We start from the raw sequence: 18,968 nt of genomic DNA, 5'->3' as shown, positions 1-18,968 counted from the left end.
GCAGGAACCTTTCACGCCAACTGCGGCGCCCGCCTTTTTGGGGCTTTTCGCCCTGTTTTCTGGAGCAAATCATGTCACATGCCCGCAAGAATGCGCGTTTCACGACCCGCGCCGCCCTCGGGGCGTTCGGCCTCGCCGCCCTTCTGGCGGCCGGCGCGCCGGCGAACGCCAAGGTGCTCGCCAAGGTCAATGGCGTCGAAATTACCGACGATGACCTGAAGCTCGCGATGGAAGATCTCGGCCCGGGCATTCCACGCCAGCTCGAAGGCAAGGCGCGTGACGCCTATGTGCTCGACTTCCTCGTCGACGAGCAGCTCGTCGTTCAGAAAGCGCAGGCGGACAAGCTCGCTGAAACGCCGGAGTTCGCCAAGAAGCTCGCCTATCTGCGCGACAAGGCGCTGATGGAGACGCTGCTGGGCAATGTCGCGAAGCAGGCGGCGACCGAGGCCGCGATCAAGCAGACCTATGACGAGGCTGCGAAGAACCAGAAGCCGGAGACGGAATATCACGCTCACCATATCCTCGTCGGATCCGAGGAGGATGCGAAGAAGGCGCTGGCGCGCGTGAAGGGCGGCGAGGATTTCGCCAAGGTCGTCGCCGAGGTGTCGAAGGACAGCGGCCCGAAGAACGGCGACCTCGGCTGGTTCACCAAGGACCGCATGGTGCCCGAATTCGCGGACGCCACCGCCAAGCTCGAGCCAGGTCAGCTCTCCGATCCGGTGAAGACCCAGTTCGGCTGGCACATCATCAAGCTCGACGAAAAGCGCCCGAAGGCCTTCCCGCCGCTCGACCAGGTTAAGGATCAGGTCGCCCGCTATGTCGTGCAGAAGGCCCAGAGCGATCTCGTCGTGAAGCTGCGCGAGGCCGCCAAGATCGAGCGCACCGATCAGCCTCCGGCCGACGCCGCGAAGGACGCCAAGCCGGCCGCCGCCCCGGCGGCGAAGCCGGAAGAGAAGAAAAAGTAGTTTGAAAGCGCCGGCGCGCCTCGCGCGCGCCGGCTGATTTTTTTGGCCCATCGAAAGGCTTGACGCCATCGCGTCGCGCCGCCAAACCCCTGTGATGCACTGCACCACCAAGGGTGATTCCGATGGCCCATGACGCTCCCCTTTCGCCCCTCGCGCCGAAAACGACGCCGGAAATCGCGCCGCTCGACGGCGTGCGCTTTGCAGCCGGCGCCGCCGGCGTGCGCTACAAGGGCCGCACGGACGTCATGCTGGCGATCATGGACGAAGGCGCGACCGTCGCCGGCGTATTCACGAAATCCAAATGCTCCTCAGCGCCCGTCGACTGGTGCCGCGCGAAGCTGAAGGGCGGCAAGGCGCGGGCCTTGCTCGTCAATTCGGGCAACGCCAACGCCTTCACGGGCAAAACCGGCGCAGAGGCGGTGAAATTTTCCGCCAAACTCGCCGCCGCCGCGACCGGCGCGAGCGAGCGGCAGATTTTCCTTGCCTCTACGGGCGTTATTGGTGAGCCGCTCGACGCCTCGAAATTCGACGGCGTGCTCGACAAGCTCGCGCAGCAGGCGCGGCCCGACGCGTGGCTGGAGGCCGCGCGCGCGATCATGACGACCGACACCTTCCCCAAGCTCGCGACGCGCACGGCGACGATCGGCGGCGTGGAAGTGACGATCAGCGGCTTCGCCAAGGGCGCCGGCATGATCGCGCCGGACATGGCGACCATGCTCGCCTTCGTCTTCACCGACGCGCCGATCGCCGCCGACGCGCTGCAGACGATGCTGTCTAAATCGGTGCAGGGCTCCTTCAACTCGATCACCGTCGACAGCGACACCTCGACCTCCGACACGCTGCTGCTCTTCGCGACCGGCGCGGCGAAGAAGCGCGGGGCGCCGAAGATCGAGAAGGCGAACGACCGGCGCCTCGCCGATTTCAGGCGCGCGCTCGACGCCGTGCTGCTCGATCTCGCGCATCAGGTGGTGAAGGACGGCGAAGGCGCGCGCAAATTCGTCGAAGTGACGGTGACGGGCGCCGAGAGCGCCAAAGCCGCCAAGCGCATCGCGCTCTCCATCGCCAATTCGCCGCTGGTGAAAACGGCGATCGCCGGCGAGGACGCCAATTGGGGCCGCGTCGTCATGGCCGTCGGCAAGGCCGGCGAAAAGGCGGACCGCGACAGGCTCGCCATCTGGTTCGGCGGCGTGCGCGTCGCCTGCAAGGGCCTGCGCGATCCCAATTACAATGAAGAGGAGGTCTCCGAGATCATGAAGCGCCAGGAGATCGTGATCAATGTGGACATCGGCCTCGGCGCCGGGACCGCGACGGTCTGGACCTGCGATCTCACGAAGGAATATGTCGCCATCAACGGCGACTACCGTAGTTGAGCGCGATGAAACTTCTTCTCGTCGTCGCGGCGGCGCTCATCGACGCGGATAATCGCGTTCTCATCGCGCAGCGGCCCGAGGGAAAGCAGCTTGCCGGCCTGTGGGAGTTTCCCGGCGGCAAGCTCGACCCCGGCGAGCGGCCGGAGGACGCGCTGATCCGTGAGCTGGCGGAGGAGCTCGGCGTCGTCGTCAAGGCGCCCTGCCTCGCGCCGCTGACTTTCGCGAGCCACGCCTATGACGACTTCCATCTGCTGATGCCGCTCTACGTGTGCCGGAAATGGGAAGGCTTCGTCGCGCCTGCCGAAGGCCAGGCGATCAAATGGGTGCGCCCGCGCGATCTGCGCAATTACGACATGCCGCCCGCGGACGCGCCTCTGATCGCGCCGTTGATCGACCTGCTGGGCTGATCACGCCGACGTCTGTTCGACCTTCAACATCGCAAAGCTCGCAGGGATCGACAGCGTCCACACCAGCCCGTCGGGCGGAAAGTTCAGCGTCGCTGTTCCGTCGAGGGCCTGGGCGACAAGCCGCTTGACGACCTTGTGGCCAAAACCTTCGCGCGGCGGCGCCGTGACCGAAGGGCCGCCGCTCTCGCGCCATTCGATGTTCAGCCGCCCGTCCTCGAACCGCCAGCTCAGCGAAACCGCGCCGTCGGGGCGCGACAGCGCGCCATAGCTCAGCGCATTCGTCGCGAGCTCGTGAAGCGCGAGGCCGATGTTTTGCGCGGCCTCCGGCTTCAGCATGATCTTCGGGCCGTCGATGCGCGCATGCTCGCCGATGTCGTCCTTGGGCACGTCCATGCAATAGGAGAGCTGCGCGCGGACCAGCTCGCGCATCGAGGCGCCGCGCCAGTCCTGCGAGACGAGCAGGTCGTGCGCCATGGAGAGCGCCTGCAGCCGCGCGCTGAACTTGCGCTGGAAGTCCTCGACCGAGGGCGATCCGGCGGCGGTCTGACGCGACATCGCCTGCACGACGGCGAGCAGGTTTTTCGAGCGATGCACCAGCTCCCGCAGCAGCACGCGGACATGCTGCTCGCGCTGCTTGCGCCCTGTGATGTCGCGCGCCGTGCCGAGAATGCGCACGGCGCGGCCGTCCTCGAAATAGGTGCGGCCGCGGATCGACACCCAGCGCTCCACCTGATCCTTCAGACCGATGACGCGATATTCGATCTCGTAATCGCCGTCATGATTTGGGTCGAGCGCGACTTCGACCGCCTCCTTGGTGCGGCGTCGATCCTGCGGGTGCAGCGCGTTGCGAAAGATTTCGAAGTTCGCCTGCGTGTCCTCGGGAAGTCCCCACAGCTGGCGCACGCGGGCGTCGAGATGCACCTCGCCGGTGACGAGGTTCCAGTCCCATATGCCGGTGCGCCCGGCGTCGAGGGCGAGCTGCATGCGCTCCAGCGCGTCGGCCTGATCGCTGATGACGTCGCATCCCGAGTGCGGCTTTGTCGATGCGGCCGGGGGGTCGAGGCTTAAATCGGCGTCGGTCAAGTAGTGATCCTCAGATAGTCGGGTCATGACGTAACTGATCGAAAACAAGCATAGTACGGGATGCGTCGCGAGGCGAGAAAAACCGCAATCCGCCTTTTGCGCGACTGCGGGCTGTTTTTGCAAAGTTGAAGCTGTTCTTCCCGATCCCTTGCGCTATCTTGTTTGTCGACGCTTGCCCGTTCCGACGGGAAGTGCCTCGGAGAGGGGGATACTCCAATGATTACATTTCGTGCATTCGCATGCGCGGCGCTGGCCGCTGTCGGGGTTCTGGCCTGTTCGACCGGCGCAAGAGCGCAATCCGCGATGGGGGCGCCGCTGTTCGCGGTCCTCAACGGCGGCAATGAGTGCAACTCCGCCGCGCCGCCCGCAGGGCCGGTCTGCCGGAAGGGCGATCTCGACGCCATTGGCTCGGCGACGGTGCTGCTGGTCCCGCTGAACGCGACGACCACCACTATCTGTTTCGGCCTCACCGTGGACAATCTCGCCGGCGCGACCGCGGCCCACATCCACCGCGGGCCGTCTGGCGTCAACGGCGGCGTTGTCGTGAATCTCCTCCCGCCCAACGCGCCCGGCGGCGGCAATCCCGGCGCCTCGTCGGGCTGCACGAATGTGCCGGCGGCGACCGCCAACGCCATTCGCGCGGACCCGACGAGCTTCTACGTCAATGTTCACAACGGCGCTTTTCCGAACGGCGCGGTGCGGGGTCAGCTCCACTAAGTCGCCATTCGCCGCCGGCGCCGTTCCGACTCGCTTCGAGTCGGAACGGCGTCTCGGGTGCGTCACACGTCCAGAAGCTCGACAGCGAAGGCGGCCTTCTCCTGGATGAAGGCGAAGCGCGCCTCGGGCTTGTTTCCCATCAGCCGCTCGACGCAGTCGGCGGTCTCCTCGCGATCCTCGCCCTCGATGACGACCTTGAGCAGCGTTCGCTTCGTCGGGTCCATCGTCGTTTCCTTGAGCTGCGCGGCGCTCATTTCGCCGAGGCCCTTGAAGCGGCTCGTCTCGATCTTGCCCTTGCCCGTCAGCACAGTCCTGATGAGCTCGTCGCGATGGTCGTTGTCGCGGGCGTAGACCGTCTTGGGCCCTTGCGTGAGCTTGTAGAGCGGCGGCTGCGCCAGATAGAGGTGGCCCTTCTCGATGAGCTTGGGCATCTGGCGGTAAAAGAAGGTGATGAGCAGCGACGCGATATGGGCGCCGTCGACGTCGGCGTCCGTCATCACGATCACCTTGTCGTAGCGCAGCTCCTCCTCGCGATAATGCGCGCCGAGCCCGCAGCCGAGCGCCTGCGTGAGATCGGCGAGCTGCTGATTGGCGAGCAGCTTGTCCTTGGTCGCCGACGCGACGTTCAGAATCTTGCCGCGCAAGGGCAGCACGGCCTGCGTCGCGCGGTTGCGCGCCTCCTTGGCCGAGCCTCCGGCGGAATCGCCTTCGACGATGAACAGCTCGGAGCCTTGAGCCGAGTTATTGGTGCAGTCCACGAGCTTGCCCGGCAATCGCAACTTTCGCGTCGCGGTCTTGCGGGCGATGTCCTTCTCGGCTCGGCGGCGCAGGCGCTCCTCGGCGCGCTCCACCGCGAAATCCAGGAGTTTGTTGGCCTGCGTCGGCGCTGCGGCGAGCCAGTGGTCGAAGGCGTCGCGCACCGTGCTCTCGACTATGCGAGACGCCTCGACGCTCATCAGCCGGCTCTTGTTCTGGCCCTGAAACTCCGGCTCGCGGATGAAAACAGAAATCATCGCCGCCGACTGGCCCATCAGATCGTCGCCGGTGACGTCCTTGGCGCGCTTGGTCTGGCCCACGCGATCGGCATGGTCCTTCAGCGCCTTCAGCAGCGCGAGGCGGAAGCCCGCCTCATGCGTGCCGCCATCGGGCGTCGGCACGGTGTTGCAGTAGGAGTGAACGAAGCCGTCGTCCTCCGGGAGCCATGAGATCGCCCATTCGAGCGAGCCATGGCCGCCCTCGCGCGTCACCTTGCCGGTGAAGGGCTGGTCGGTGACGACCTCCTTGCCGTGGACTTCGCGCGCCAGATAATCCTTCAGGCCGCCCGGGAAGCGCAGCACCGCGTCGGCGGGCGTGTCCGAGCCGGGCTCGATCAGCGAGGGATCGCAGCGCCAGCGGATTTCGACGCCGCCGAAGAGATAGGCCTTGGAGCGCGACATGCGGAAGAGGCGCGCGGGCTTCCAATGCGCGCTCTCGCCGAAAATCTGCGCGTCGGGCTTGAAGCGCACTTTCGTGCCGCGGCGGTTGTGCACCTTGCCAAGCCGCTCCAGCTTGCCGAGAGGCAGGCCGCGCGAGAACTCCATGCGGTAGAGCTGCTGCTCGATCGCGACCTCGACCTCGACCTTCTCCGACAGGGCGTTCACCACCGAGACGCCGACGCCGTGCAGGCCGCCCGAGGTCTGATAGGCGCCCGAGTCGAACTTGCCGCCGGCGTGCAGCACGGTCATCACGACTTCCAGCGCCGACTTGTCCTTCATTTTTGGGTGCGGGCCGACGGGGATGCCGCGGCCGTTGTCGGTGACGGTCAGCCAGCCGCCGGGCTCCAGCGTCACCTCGATGAAGGTGGCGTGGCCGGCGACGGCCTCGTCCATGGCGTTGTCGAGCACCTCGGCGAAGAGATGGTGCATCGCCGTCTCGTCGGTGCCGCCGATATACATGCCGGGGCGCCGGCGCACGGGCTCCAGCCCCTCGAGAACCTCGATGGAGGCGGCGGAATATTCGACCGGGCCGCTTTTCGCGGCGGGTTTGGACGCGGGCGCCTTGCGCGGCGCGCCGCCGAAAAGATCGGGTTTAGTGGCCATGGCGGGATATTAACGCGATTCGAGACGGGATGCGCGCGGCGCGAACGGGTCCCCTGTTTACTCCACCGCAAGCTTGACCGGTATAGGCTGCGCCCTCCCCGCCCGCCGGAGCCGCCATGCCCCTCCCCACCGTCGTCATTTGCGTCGATCACGCCTTCGTCAGCGGGGGGCAGTCCAAGGTCGCCATCGAAAGCGCCCTCGGTCTCAGGGCGGCGGGGGCGCGCGTGATCTTCTTCGCGGCCTGCGGGCCAGCCGATCCCCGCCTTCAGGCGGCGGGGATCGAGACCCGCTGTCTCGACCAATACGACATTCTGGGCAACCCCTCGCGCCTCGCCGCCGCGCGGCAGGGCGTCTGGAACGCCGAGGCCGCCCGCGCCCTCGCTGAAGTCCTCGCGCCGCTTCCGCGCGAGACGATCGTCCATGTGCATGGCTGGGCGAAGGCGCTCTCGCCTTCCATCGCACAGCCGATCCGCGCCTCGGGACTTCCCGCAGCCTATACGATGCACGAATATTTCCTGCATTGCCCCAATGGCGGTTTCTACAACTATCAGGAAAACGCCGTCTGCCGCCTCGCGCCCATGTCCGCCGCCTGCTGGGCCACGAATTGCGACTCGCGCAACTATCCTTTCAAGCTGTGGCGCAACGCGCGCATGCTGGTCGCGCAGCATGTCGCGCATCTGGCCGACGCCTTCTCCGACATATTGCTGATCTCGCAATTGCAGGAGGAGGCGCTGGCGCCCTACCTCCCGCGCGCCGCGGCGATCCATCGCGTGACCAATCCAGTCGAGGCGGAGCCGCTGGGCCGGAAGGAAAATCCGGCGAGCGGGGATTTTCTTTTCGTCGGCCGGCTGTCGGCGGAGAAAGGCGCCTTTCTGTTCGCGGAGGCCGCGGAGCGCGCGGGCGTGACGCCGGTGATCGTCGGCGACGGCCATATCGCCGGGGAACTTCGCGCGCGCTTCCCGCAAGTACGGATGCTCGGCTGGAAGGCGCCGCAGGAGGTGCGAACCGCGATGCGCAATGCGCGCGCGCTGGTTTTTCCTTCTCTCTGGTATGAAGGCCAGCCGCTCACCGTGCTGGAGGCGAAGGCCATGGGAACGCCCGTCATCGTCTCCGACGCCTGCGCCGGCCGCGAGGCGGTGGAAGATGGCGTCACCGGCCTCTGGTTCGAGAGCGGCGACGCCGCGAGCCTCGCCGACGCAATGACGCGTCTGAAGGACGACGCGCTCGTCGCGCGTCTTTCGGCGCAGGCCTATGACGCCTATTGGCGCGCGCCGGCGACGCTCGACCGGCATATTGAGGAAACGCTGAAGGTCTATGACCGGATGCTGTCGCGAAAGGGATGACGATGTCTGAACCTCTGACGGTCGTCGTCTGCGTCGACCATGGCTCCATCACCGGCGGACAGGCCAAGGTCGCGATCGAAAGCGCAATCGGCATGAAGCGCGCAGGGCTGCGCGTGATCTTCTTCGCCGCGGCGGCGCCGGTTGACCCGCGTCTGCAGGAAGAAGGCGTCGAGGTCGCCTGTCTCGGACAGACCGATCTCCTCGGCAATCCCTCGCGCGCGGCGGCGATGATTCAGGGAACGTGGAACACGGACGCCGCCAAAGCGCTTCGCGAACTTCTCGCGAAGCTGCCGGCGGATCGCACGGTCGTTCATGTGCATGGATGGGCGCGCGCGCTGTCGCCGTCCATCGCGCCCGCAATCGCGCAATCGAAACTGCCGGCGCTCTATACGGTGCACGAATATTTCCTGTTCTGCCCCAACGGCGGTTTCTACAATTACCAGACCAATGTCGCCTGTTCGCTCGAGCCGCTGTCGCCCGCCTGTTTCGCGACGCATTGCGACCAGCGCAATTACGTCAGGAAGCTCTGGCGCGGCGGGCGGCTGCTGCTCGCCAATCATTTCGCGCGGCTGCCGCAGGTCTTTTCGGACTATGTCTGCATCTCCAATTTCCAGCGGGACGTCATCGCGCCCTTCATTCCGAAGAGCGCGCGGCTGCATCATGTCTCGAACCCGATCGACGCCGTCGATCGCGGGCCCAAGGAAAATCCGGCTTCCGGCGACTTCATCTTTCTCGGGCGCCTCTCGCCCGAGAAAGGCCCGCTGCTCTTCGCGGAGGCCGCCGCGCGGATCGGCCAGGTCGCGACTTTCGTGGGCGACGGGCCAATGACGGCGGAGATCGCGCAGCGCTTTCCCGACGCGCGCCTGCTGGGCTGGAAGTCGCCCGACGAAGCGGCGGAGGCGCTGCGCAACGCCCGCGCGCTCGTCTTCCCGTCGCTCTGGTATGAAGGCCAGCCGCTGACCGTGCTGGAAGCGAAGGCGATGGGGACGCCTGTGATCGTCTCCAATGGCTGCGCCGGCCGCGAGGAGGTCGCAGACGACGAGACGGGCCTCTGGTTCAACACCGGCGACGCCTTCGCGCTTGCCCGCGCCATCGGCCGGCTCAAGGACGACGCGACGGTCGCCCGCATGAGCCGCGCCGCCTACGACGATTTCTGGCGCGATCCGCCGACCCTCTCGCGGCATGTCGAGCGCATCGTCGCGATATATGAGGAGATGCTGAGTCGCCGCGCCGCGGCGGCCTGATCGACGCCGCAATCGTCCTGCGCTATGAGCTTCAACTCTCGCTTCGCAGGAAAAGATCATGAGACGCCCCTTCGCCCTCGCCGCCGTCGGCCTCGCCGTCACGATGTTCCTCGCGGTCCCGACGCAAGCCGCCGAGAAGCTTCGGCTCGCGCTGCAGAAGACCGGCACCACCGGCTGGGAGCTCGCCGTCGTCAAGGCCTTCGATCTCGACAAGGAGGCGGGGCTCGAACTCGACGTGACCGAACTCGCGGCGCCCGAAGCCGGCAAGATCGCGATTCAGGGCGGAAGCGCTGACGTCATCGTCTCCGACTGGCTGTGGGTGTCGCGCGAGCGCGCCCAGGGCGCGAAGCTGACCTTCTACCCCTATTCTTCCGCCATCGGCGCGGTGATGACGAAAGACGCCACGATCAGGAACGTGAAGGATCTCGTCGGAAAGAAGCTGGGCGTCGCGGGCGGACCGCTCGACAAAAGCTGGCTCTTGCTGAAGGCCTTCGCGCTCAAGAGAGGAGTCGATCTCGACAGGAGCGCGACCATTCTCTACGGGGCGCCGCCGCTCATCGCGGAGAAGGCGCAGCAAGGCGAAATCGACGCGGCGCTGGAGTTCTGGAATTTCGCCGCCGATCTCGAAGCGAAGGGCTTTACTCGCGCCATCGAACTTGCCGACGTCGAGAAAGCGCTCGGCGCCAAAGGCGACGTGGTCATCACCGGCTATGTGTTCGACGAGGCCTTCGCCGCGAAAAACAGGGACGCGCTGTCGCGCTTCTTTGCGATGACGAAGAAAGCCAAGGAGCTGATTTCAACGAACGACAAGGCCTGGGCCGTCGCCGCGCAACGCATCGGCCCCAGGGACGCCGCGACGCTCGAGGCGTATCGCAAGCGTTATGTCGCCGGCGTTCCGAAACGCGCCGTGAAAGACGAAGAGGCGGACGCGGCCGCGCTTTACAAGGCGCTCGCTGAAATCGGCGGCGAGAAGCTCGTCGGACCCGCCAGGACGCTCGACGCCGGCGTCTTCTACAAGGGCGGCGAGAGCGCGCATTGATCCGCATCGTTTCGCTGGCGCTGCTTCTCGGAGTCTGGCAGATCGGCGCCTGGATGTCCGATCCCCGCCGCCTGCCCGGGCCGTCGCTCGTTTTCGAGGCAATTTACGAAGAGGCGCGTTCCGGCGCGCTCTTATCCAATCTCGCCATTACGCTCGCGCGCGTCATCGCGTCATTTGCGCTCGCCATGAGTCTGGGCGCAGCGATTGGCTATCTCATGGGCCGCAACAGGCTCGCCGACCGGCTTCTCGATCCCTGGCTCGTCGCGCTGCTCAATCTTCCCGCGCTCGTCGTCATCGTGCTTGCCTATGTGTGGGCGGGGCTGACGGAGGTCGCGGCCATCGGCGCCGTCGCGCTCAACAAGCTGCCGAACGCCGTCGTCGTGGTGCGGGAAGGCGCCCGCGCGCTCGATCCGCAACTGGAGGAAATGGCGCAGGCCTTTCATTTCTCGCGCGCGACGCGATTTCGCCATCTCGTGTTGCCGCAGCTCGCGCCCTATCTCGCGGCGGCGACGCGCTCCGGCCTTTCGCTGGTGTGGAAGGTCGTGCTGGTCGTCGAGCTTCTCGGCCGCTCCAATGGCGTCGGTTTCGAGATCAACATGGCGTTCCAGCTTTTCGACATGAAGCTGCTGCTCGCTTACGCCCTACCTTTCGTGGCGCTGATGCTCGGCGTCGAAACATTACTGGTGCAGCCCCTTGAAAGACGCGTCACCCGATGGCGGCGCGGCGTCGCTCGACGTCGCTATCGCGCATAAGGATCATCACGCCGCAAATGGCCGGCCTGTGCGAGCGCTCGAAGACCTGCGGCTCAATCTGCCGATCGGTCAGGCGGGCGCGGTCGTTGGGCCCTCGGGCTGCGGCAAGACGACCCTGCTGCGCCTGATCGCGGGATTGGATCGCGATTTCACCGGACATATCGAACTCCCCGCGCATGGACGCCTCGGCATGGCGTTTCAGGAGCCGCGCCTCCTGCCCTGGCGCAGCGTCGCCGACAATCTTCGCATCGCCGCCCCGCAGGCGAGCGAGGAAGAGATTGCAACGCTGCTCGAAGAACTATCCCTGTCGGAACATGCGGCGCATTTTCCGGGCGAACTCTCGCTCGGTCTCGCGCGCCGCGTGGCGCTGGCGCGCGCGCTTGCCGTGAAGCCGGACCTTCTGTTGCTCGACGAGCCGCTCGTCTCGCTCGACGTCGCGCTCGCCCGCGAGCTGCGCGACAAGATCGCCGCGCTCGTAGACGAGAAACACATCACGACATTGATCGTCACGCACGACCTGCGCGAAGCGATCGCTCTCGCTGACCGGATTTTCCTGCTGTCGCCGCGCCCCGCGCATGTCGTCGCGACGCTCGACGTCGCCGCGCCGCGAAAGCGCCTCACGAAAGAGATTGCGGATTCTCTGGAGACGCAAGCCCATGCGGCGCTGATCGCGTCTCGTAAACGTCACGAAAGCCAGTGAAAATTATCGCGGCCGTTTATCCTGCCCGGACAGCCGCAGCTTTTCCGCGACGGCGACCTGCGGGCAGGAAAATTTCGCTCACCACTCGATTTCCTCGCCGCGATAATCGACGAAACGGCCCGTTTCCGCGAGCGTCAGCGCCGCCGCGACGCCAATGATCCCCTCCGCGCTTTCGGTCACGTCGAGCGGCGCGTCTGGACCGCCCATGTCCGTGCGCACCCAGCCTGGATGCATCGAGATGACGGCGATCCCCTCCGGCTTCAGATCCTCCGCGAGACATTGCGTTATCTTGTTCAGCCCGGCCTTCGACGCGCGATAGCCGATGTTGAACGTGCCCTGCAGGGCCATCGAGCCGAGCACGCTCGACATGATGACGATGCGCGGATGCTTGCTTCGTCGCAGGAGCGGAAGAAACGCCTGCGCGACGCGCAGCGGCCCGAGCGTATTGGTGGACAGAAGTTCGAGCACGCCGTCGAAATCCGTGTCGAGCGTCGACTGGCGTTGCGGCCCATAGGCGCCAGCGTTGGCGATCAGCACGTCGACTGGCTCGATGATCGACGCTGCGGCGGCGCACAACGCGGCTTCATCGCGCGTGTCGAAACTGACGATTTGCGCTTTGCCGGCCGGAGCGAGCGCGGCGGCGAGCGTCTCGCGCGCGGCCTCGCTGCGCAGACTCGCGGTCACATGTTCGCCGCGCTGCGCGAGCTGGCGCGCAAGCTCCAATCCGATGCCGCGGCTTGCGCCGGCGATGAGCCAATGGGACATTGCAATTTCTCCAGTGCCATCCTTCGCCATATAGCGCGGCGACTTGTGTTTGCCTTGTCCGATGATAGCGTGAGAAGCGCAAGCGGCGCCGCAGCCGCAATGGGGGAGCCGAATGTCGCCGCAGGATGCTCAACCGGCGAAAGCCTGTTATTTCGACGGCTATGTCGATAAGCGGCGCGCGGTCGCGCTCATCTTCGGCCCGGCGCTCGAGATCGTCGAAAATGGCGTCTTCATCGTCGCCTGGCCCTATGCAGACATAAGGCGCATTCCCTCGCCGGGCGGGCTCATGCGGCTGCGCGCGGTGGGCGCGCCGAGGGGCGCATGGCTCGAAACCGACGACGCCAGGACGCAAAGCGAGATCGCGAGGCGTTGCCTGCTGCTCGCTGGCGAACAGCCGCGCGTTTCCCGCGACGCCAGCAAACGTCTCGTTATTGCGCTTGCCGCGACGGCGCTGTTCGGCGCCTTCCTTTGGGGCGGCGTGCCGCGCATGGCGGGCGTCATCGCCCCGCTCATCCCGCTCGAATGGGAAAAGAAGATCGGCGAAGGCGCGGACGCGCAGGTCCGGGCGACATTTTCCGGCGAGACCTGCGCGGGGCCGAAAGGCGCTGCGGCGCTGAAGAAATTCTCGCAGCGTTTGCAGGAAGGCGCGCATCTGCGGCTGCCGGCGACGATCGAGGTGATCTCCTCGAAGATCCCCAACGCCTTCGCGCTGCCGGGCGGCAAGGTCTATCTGCTGTCGGGCCTGCTCTCGAAAGCGCGGTCACAGGACGAGGTTCTCGGCGTGCTCGCGCATGAGCTGGGCCATCTGGAGCACCGCGACCATCTGCGCCGAATCATCGCGACGGGCGGGACGGCGCTGCTCGTTGGCATGATCTTCGGCGACGTCACCGGCGGCGGAGCAATGATCGTCATCAGCAGGACGCTGCTCTACGCCGCCCATTCGCGCGAAACCGAGGCGCAGGCCGACGACTTCGCCGCACAGACGCTGGCGCGGCTCGGGCGGCCGACAAGGCCCATGGGCGAGTTGCTGCTACGCATCACCGGCAAGGAGAAAGACGATCTGCTCTCGGTCCTGAATGACCACCCGATGAGCGAGGACCGGCTCGCCAAGCTGGGCGCAGCGGATAAAGGCGCAAAGTCCCCGCCGCTCTTGAGCGACGAGGAGTGGAAGGCGCTTCAGTCCATCTGCGATTGACGCAGGCTCACGCCGCCGGCGCGTGATGCGCCGCCTCGATGCGGGCGACGCCGCTGCGCACCGCCGCCTGCACCTTCTCGAAGGCGCGGACCTCGATCTGCCGGACGCGCTCGCGCGAAACGCCAAACTCCTCCGAGAGCTGCTCCAGCGTCACGGGATCGTCAGCGAGGCGGCGCGCCTCGAAGATGCGGCGCTCGCGCGGGTTGAGGACGTCGAGGGCGCCGCGAAGAGCCTTCAGACGATTGCTGTTTTCCTCCTGCGCGACGAGAATCCGCTCCTGATCGTCGCTGTCGTCGACGAGCCAGTCCTGCCACTCGCCCTCGCCTTCCTCGCGCAGCGGCGCATTGAGCGAGGCGTCGCCGCCCATGCGGCGGTTCATCTCGATCACGTCCTGCTGCGAAACGCCGAGGCGGGTCGCGATCTTTTCGACATTCTCCGGCCGCATGTCGCCTTCCTCGAAGGCGGAGATGCGGCTCTTGGCCTTGCGCAGGTTGAAGAACAGCTTCTTCTGGCTCGCGGTGGTGCCCATTTTCACGAGCGACCAGGAGCGCAGGATATATTCTTGAATCGACGCGCGGATCCACCACATCGCATAGGTGGCGAGGCGAAAGCCGCGGTCCGGTTCGAAGCGCTTGACGGCCTGCATGAGGCCGACGTTGCCCTCGGAGATGATCTCGCCGATCGGCAGGCCGTAGCCGCGATAGCCCATGGCTATCTTGGCGACGAGGCGAAGATGCGACGTCACCAGCTCCTGCGCGGCCTTGGGGTCTTCGTGCTCGCGCCAGCGCTTGGCGAGCATATATTCCTGCTGGGGCTCCAGCATTGGGAAACGACGAATCTCGGCGAGGTAACGGGCCAGGCCGCCTTCCGCGATAACGGGCAAATTCGCCATATCTCGTCCCTCCTGACGGGCTCCCGGAGGCCGGCAAGCCCGCGATGGGCGGTCGCACGATCGCCGACCGCAACGAGTGTATTATAGGCCGACTGGGACTGGCGGGAAAATGACCATTGCGTGACGGGAGGCTAAAGTCTGGATTAAGATTCCGTAATAAAGAATAGCCTCGACAAGGCGCTGGAAACGTAAACTGAACCGCTGGCCGCCCTTTAAACGCCCCCTATTTGCTGATCCCTCCGAGAACGCCGCGCAGGATCTGCCTGGCGATCTGCGTTCCGGCCGAGCGCGCCGCCGACTGGATCGCGGCGCGGGCGGCGAGTTCCGCCGGAGACATGCGCTTCCTGTCCGCCTTGCCGAAGATGGTCCCAAGGACGCCGCCGATCGCGCCGATCAGTCCTCCGCCGCCTTCCGCCGCCCCGCCGCCGGCGGCGGCCGTTTCAGCGCGCGCCCGCAGCATCTCGAAGGCCGACTCGCGGTCGATCATCGTGTCATATTTGCCGGAGACCCAGCTCGTCGACATTACTGCGGCGCGCTCCTGCGGCGTGATCGGCCCGACGCGGGCGGCCGGAGGCGCGATCAGCACGCGGTCCACCACCTCGGGCGCGCCCTTGGCGCCGAGCATGGAAACCAGCGCCTCGCCGACGCCCAGATGCATGATGGCGTCCGCGGTGTCGAAAGCGGGATTCTGACGGAAAGTCTCCGCCGCTGCGCGCACCGCCTTCTGATCCCGGGGCGTGAAGGCGCGCAGCGCGTGCTGGATTCGATTGCCAAGCTGGCCGAGCACCGTATCCGGCACGTCGAGCGGATTCTGCGTGACGAAATAGACGCCGACGCCCTTGGAGCGGATGAGCCGCACGACCTGCTCGATCGCCGTCAGCAAGGCTTTCGGCGCGTCATCGAACAGGAGATGCGCCTCGTCGAAGAAAAAGGCGAGCTTCGGCTTGTCGAGATCGCCGACCTCGGGGAGCTTCTCGAACAGCTCCGACAACAGCCACAGCAGGAAGGTCGCGTATAACCTCGGCGACTGCATGAGCTTGTCGGCGGCGAGAATGTTGACCGCCCCGCGCCCGTCGCGATCGGCGCGGATGAAATCTTCGATCTCCAGCGCCGGCTCGCCGAAAAACTTGTCGCCGCCCTGCGTCTCCAGCACGAGAAGCTGGCGCTGGATGGCGCCGATCGTCGCCGGCGCGACATTGCCGTATTTCGTCTTTATCTCGGCGGCGTTGTCGCCGACATGAGTCAGGGCCGCGCGCAAATCCTTCAGATCGAGCAGCAGCAGCCCCTGCTCGTCCGCAACCTTGAAGACGATATTGAGCACGCCCTCTTGCGTATCGTTGAGATTGAGCAGGCGCGCGAGCAGCAGCGGCCCCATCTCCGAAATCGTGGCGCGCACGGTATGACCCTGCTCGCCGAAAATGTCCCAGAAGACGACGGGGAATCGGTCCGGCGCATAGGGAAGGCCGATCTCCTCCGCGCGCTTCACGAAGGCCGGCTTGCCGTCGCCGGGCTGAGAAAGGCCCGCGAGGTCGCCCTTTACGTCCGCGAGGAACACCGAGGTCCCCGCGTTGGAGAAACCTTCGGCGAGCAGTTGCAGCGAAACGGTCTTGCCGCCGCCGGTGGCGCCGGAAATCAGTCCGTGCCGGTTGCCGAGCGCGAGGGTGAGATAGCGGTAGGCGCGGCCCTTCGGCCCGTCTGCCGTGGCGCCGACGAGGATTTTTCCGGGAACGGCGTTGGGGCTGTCGCTCATGGCGTCGGCGCTTTCCTGAAAGGAATCACGGGAACGCGAAAAGCTACACTATTCGTGCGCGCGTCGCATCCATGCCGCCCGCCGGCGCGTCGCGCCGCGGCTTGGCGAACGCGCCGGGGCAGGCTAAGTTCGCCAGGAGAGGGAATGCAGTCATGAGTTTACGTTGGGCGGTCGTCGGAGCGGCCGGCGCTTTGGCCCTCGGCGGCGCGCCCGCCAGCGCGACGCCGAAACCGAAGCCGGCCGCCCCCAGGCCCGCCACATCGGTCAATCTGGAGAACAAGCGTCCCGTGTCGCTGCTGAATTTCGAGATCGTGATGCGCGCGGCGGACAAGACGCCCGAAACGATTGTCGGCAAGATCGACAAGCCGCTTGCCGCCGGCGCCAGCGCCACATTTCCGCTCAACGGAGCGAAAGGCTGCATGTTCGAGGCAAGATGGGCGTTCGAGGATCTGAAAGATTCCGGCGACATTGACCTATGCAACGACGCGCATATCGTCCTCGTCGACTGATCTCCTAACTACACGAAAACCAGCGAAGCGGCCCCAAGACGCCGCCGCCCGGAAACGCAGGAAACGCACGAATGTCCAAGGTCGGGTCGAAGAGCAACGGGAAAGCTGGCAAGCGCAACGGCAAGGGAGCGCCAAACGGTCCCAGCGTCTCGAAAAATCTGCTGATCGGCGCCGGCGCGGTCTTCGCGTTGATCTTCGCCGCCTTCGTGGCCTTCACGAGCAACAAGCCCGCCGCGCCGCCGCCTTCGTCCATCGGCGGACCCTTCCAGCTCACCGCGCACAACGGGCAGCAGGTGAGCGAACGTGACCTGCTCGGCCGGCCTTTCCTCGTGTTTTTCGGCTACACGCATTGTCCGGACATCTGCCACACCACGCTCTTCGAGATGTCCGAGATCCTGCGCGCGATGGGGCCGGACGCCAAGGTTGGCGCATTGTTCGTGACCGTCGATCCGGAACGCGACACGCCGGAGGTCCTCAAGGATTATCTGTCGAATTTCGATCCTCGCATCATCGGCCTCACCGGCCCGCACGCCCAGCTCGATCCGATGCTGCGCGAATATCGGATCTATTCCAAGCGCGCGCCCGGCAAGGACGAGGATTACTCCGTCGACCATACCACAGTTGTCTATCTGATGGACAAGGAAGGACGCTTCGTGAGCGCCTTCAACGTCGGGCGCAAGCCGGCGGACGCCGCGCGCGATCTGTCGAAATATCTATAGGCCGCGGTCAGAAGATTCTATGCGGTTTTGCGCCGGAACGCACGATGATATATCAAGGGAGATCGATCGCGGCCGACGCCGTTCCGCGAAACATGTTTTTCGGCGCCGTGTGGTTTTTACAACTCGCGACTCGCGACGGCTTTCGCTAGCATAGGAACATGCTTCGACTACTGCGTGACGGACCTGCGCGCGACGCTTCGTCCCTCATCACACTGACACACGACGGCGAGACGATCGTCGTGGCCCTGCGCCGGGCGCCGACGGCGCGGCGCTTTACCCTGCGCGTGCGATTCGCTGCTCGAGACGCCGTTCTCACCATGCCGCAACGCGCCTCGCTGCGCGACGCGCGCGCCTTCGCCGAACGTCACGCGGCATGGATCGCGGCGCGACTAAATCGCCTGCCGGCGCGGATTCCCTTCGCGCATGGCTCCATCATTCCGCTGCGCGGCGTCGACCACGCGCTTATTCATCTACCCGAACGGCGCGGCACAGTCTGGATCGAAGAACGCGACGACGTCGAGACGCGTTTCGCTCTCTGCGTCGCCGGCCGCGCCGAACACATGCATCGCCGCGTGCAGGATCATTTCAAGCGTGAGGCGCGCCGCGACCTCGAAGACGCCGTCGCCCGCCACACGCAATCTTTGGGCCTCGCGCCGCGAGGCGTTGGTTTGCGCGATCCCGTGAGCCGCTGGGGCTCCTGCTCGGCTGCGGGTTCGCTGAATTTTTCGTGGCGCCTGATCATGGCGCCGTCTTTCGTGCTGGATTATTTGGCGGCGCATGAGGTGGCGCATCTCGTCCATCTCGATCACTCGTCGCGCTTCTGGGCGCTGGCCCGCAAACTCTGCCCGGAGACTGATCGCGCCGAAGCATGGCTCTCCGCGCATGGCGCGCATCTCCACAAATACGGAGCGAAGGAATGACGCTCGATCGTCGCCAATTCATCGTGGGCGCAGCGCTGTTTCCCCTCGCGGCGCATGCGCAGACGGGACCGAAGACCGGCAAGCGCCTTCTCGTGCTCGACTTCGAGATCATCGACACATCGAACGAACCGATCGACCAGCGCGCCGACCATGCGCGGCGGCTGGCGAGCGTGCGCGATGAAATCGCCGCCGGCCTCGCCGCGCGCCAAACCTATGTCGTCGTCGATCGCGCGAGCATCGAGAAGGATCTCGCCGAAATACTCGGTCAGACCTACATCCGCACCTGCAACGGCTGCGAGCTGACGCTTGCGAAAAAGGCCGGCGCTGACCTCGTGCTAACGGGCGTCGTCAACAAGGTCAGCACGCTCATTCTCAGCATGGGCGTTTCGATCGCGCGCGTTTCGACGGGCGAGCTGATCTACCATCAGGGCTTCGATTTCCGCGGCGACACGGATCAGTCCTGGGCCCGCGCTTCGAAATTTTTCGTGGAGCGCATTGCGCGCGATCCCGCGATCTGAAA

At 65.7% G+C, this 18,968-nt stretch carries 19 protein-coding genes; 14 read left to right on the top strand and 5 right to left on the bottom strand.

All coding sequences use genetic code 11. The features are described from left to right. Nucleotides 1–71 precede the first annotated feature (71 nt). The 3 genes from LG047_RS16695 (at nt 72) to mutT (ending at nt 2,742) form a co-directional block, all read left to right on the top strand. Nucleotides 72–965, top strand: coding sequence for a peptidyl-prolyl cis-trans isomerase (locus LG047_RS16695; protein ID WP_227967886.1), 894 nt, complete (start codon nt 72–74; stop codon nt 963–965). Between the two features lie 122 nt (nt 966–1,087). Continuing rightward, nucleotides 1,088–2,335: a bifunctional glutamate N-acetyltransferase/amino-acid acetyltransferase ArgJ gene (gene argJ / locus LG047_RS16690; RefSeq protein WP_227967885.1), complete on the top strand. Its 1,248-nt coding sequence runs from the start codon at nt 1,088–1,090 to the stop codon at nt 2,333–2,335. Between the two features lie 5 nt (nt 2,336–2,340). Next, nucleotides 2,341–2,742 (top strand): 8-oxo-dGTP diphosphatase MutT, encoded by a 402-nt coding sequence (gene mutT, locus LG047_RS16685; RefSeq protein WP_227967883.1) that lies wholly within the window; start codon nt 2,341–2,343, stop codon nt 2,740–2,742. Here the strand turns inward: mutT and LG047_RS16680 are convergent, their stop codons facing one another. Continuing rightward, the gene (locus LG047_RS16680; protein ID WP_084679349.1) at nt 2,743–3,852 is read right to left on the bottom strand and encodes a sensor histidine kinase; all 1,110 of its coding nucleotides are present in this window, start codon (nt 3,850–3,852) and stop codon (nt 2,743–2,745) included. Between the two features lie 189 nt (nt 3,853–4,041). Between LG047_RS16680 and LG047_RS16675 the strand changes: the two genes are divergently transcribed. Further along, a complete protein-coding gene (locus tag LG047_RS16675) occupies nt 4,042–4,542 on the top strand; it encodes a CHRD domain-containing protein (RefSeq protein ID WP_227967881.1) in 501 nt (166 codons plus the stop codon). Nucleotides 4,543–4,604: 62 nt separating this feature from the next. On the opposite strand, the gene parE is transcribed toward LG047_RS16675, so the two are convergent. Then, nucleotides 4,605–6,620: a DNA topoisomerase IV subunit B gene (gene parE / locus LG047_RS16670; protein ID WP_227967880.1), complete on the bottom strand. Its 2,016-nt coding sequence runs from the start codon at nt 6,618–6,620 to the stop codon at nt 4,605–4,607. Nucleotides 6,621–6,736: 116 nt separating this feature from the next. On the opposite strand from parE, the gene LG047_RS16665 reads away from it, so the two are divergent. Genes LG047_RS16665 through LG047_RS16645 form a run of 5 tightly spaced genes read left to right on the top strand, consistent with a single transcriptional unit; the run spans nt 6,737 to nt 11,698 of the window. Next, nucleotides 6,737–7,963 (top strand): glycosyltransferase family 4 protein, encoded by a 1,227-nt coding sequence (locus tag LG047_RS16665; RefSeq protein WP_227967879.1) that lies wholly within the window; start codon nt 6,737–6,739, stop codon nt 7,961–7,963. Between the two features lie 2 nt (nt 7,964–7,965). Beyond that, nucleotides 7,966–9,207, top strand: a complete 1,242-nt coding sequence (locus LG047_RS16660) for a glycosyltransferase family 4 protein (RefSeq protein ID WP_227967878.1) — start codon at nt 7,966–7,968, stop codon at nt 9,205–9,207. A gap of 58 nt (nt 9,208–9,265) precedes the next feature. Continuing rightward, nucleotides 9,266–10,246 (top strand): ABC transporter substrate-binding protein, encoded by a 981-nt coding sequence (locus tag LG047_RS16655; protein WP_227967877.1) that lies wholly within the window; start codon nt 9,266–9,268, stop codon nt 10,244–10,246. Then, complete coding sequence (locus LG047_RS16650) at nt 10,243–10,998, top strand: ABC transporter permease (protein WP_227967876.1); 756 nt, start codon at nt 10,243–10,245, stop codon at nt 10,996–10,998. The genes LG047_RS16655 and LG047_RS16650 overlap by 4 nt, the downstream gene beginning before the upstream one ends. Then, nucleotides 10,940–11,698: an ABC transporter ATP-binding protein gene (locus LG047_RS16645; protein WP_227967875.1), complete on the top strand. Its 759-nt coding sequence runs from the start codon at nt 10,940–10,942 to the stop codon at nt 11,696–11,698. The genes LG047_RS16650 and LG047_RS16645 overlap by 59 nt, the downstream gene beginning before the upstream one ends. Before the next feature lie 78 nt (nt 11,699–11,776). On the opposite strand, the gene LG047_RS16640 is transcribed toward LG047_RS16645, so the two are convergent. Beyond that, a complete protein-coding gene (locus LG047_RS16640) occupies nt 11,777–12,463 on the bottom strand; it encodes an SDR family oxidoreductase (protein WP_227967874.1) in 687 nt (228 codons plus the stop codon). A 112-nt stretch (nt 12,464–12,575) separates the two neighbouring features. Here LG047_RS16640 and LG047_RS16635 point away from each other — a divergent pair, with 112 nt between their 5' ends. Continuing rightward, the gene (locus LG047_RS16635) at nt 12,576–13,658 is read left to right on the top strand and encodes a M48 family metallopeptidase (protein ID WP_227967872.1); all 1,083 of its coding nucleotides are present in this window, start codon (nt 12,576–12,578) and stop codon (nt 13,656–13,658) included. A 7-nt stretch (nt 13,659–13,665) separates the two neighbouring features. On the opposite strand, the gene rpoH is transcribed toward LG047_RS16635, so the two are convergent. After that, a complete protein-coding gene (gene rpoH / locus LG047_RS16630) occupies nt 13,666–14,550 on the bottom strand; it encodes an RNA polymerase sigma factor RpoH (RefSeq protein ID WP_227967870.1) in 885 nt (294 codons plus the stop codon). A gap of 223 nt (nt 14,551–14,773) precedes the next feature. After that, entirely contained in the window at nt 14,774–16,300 is a 1,527-nt protein-coding gene (locus LG047_RS16625) for a helicase HerA-like domain-containing protein (protein WP_227967868.1), read from the bottom strand. Nucleotides 16,301–16,452: 152 nt separating this feature from the next. Between LG047_RS16625 and LG047_RS16620 the strand changes: the two genes are divergently transcribed. From LG047_RS16620 to LG047_RS16605, 4 genes are all read left to right on the top strand, one after another. Further along, nucleotides 16,453–16,809 carry a hypothetical protein gene (locus tag LG047_RS16620; protein ID WP_036289252.1) on the top strand — a complete coding sequence of 119 codons (357 nt, stop codon included), beginning with the start codon at nt 16,453–16,455 and terminating at the stop codon, nt 16,807–16,809. Between the two features lie 71 nt (nt 16,810–16,880). After that, nucleotides 16,881–17,528 (top strand): SCO family protein, encoded by a 648-nt coding sequence (locus LG047_RS16615; protein ID WP_036286223.1) that lies wholly within the window; start codon nt 16,881–16,883, stop codon nt 17,526–17,528. A 158-nt stretch (nt 17,529–17,686) separates the two neighbouring features. Beyond that, the gene (locus LG047_RS16610; protein ID WP_036286221.1) at nt 17,687–18,448 is read left to right on the top strand and encodes a M48 family metallopeptidase; all 762 of its coding nucleotides are present in this window, start codon (nt 17,687–17,689) and stop codon (nt 18,446–18,448) included. Then, nucleotides 18,445–18,966, top strand: coding sequence for a DUF3280 domain-containing protein (locus LG047_RS16605; RefSeq protein ID WP_227967866.1), 522 nt, complete (start codon nt 18,445–18,447; stop codon nt 18,964–18,966). The genes LG047_RS16610 and LG047_RS16605 overlap by 4 nt, the downstream gene beginning before the upstream one ends. Nucleotides 18,967–18,968 lie beyond the last annotated feature (2 nt).

The organism is Methylocystis sp. WRRC1 (genome assembly GCF_020733155.1).
Classification (GTDB): Bacteria; Pseudomonadota; Alphaproteobacteria; order Rhizobiales; family Beijerinckiaceae; genus Methylocystis.
This window is presented reverse-complemented; position numbering and strand designations above follow the sequence as displayed.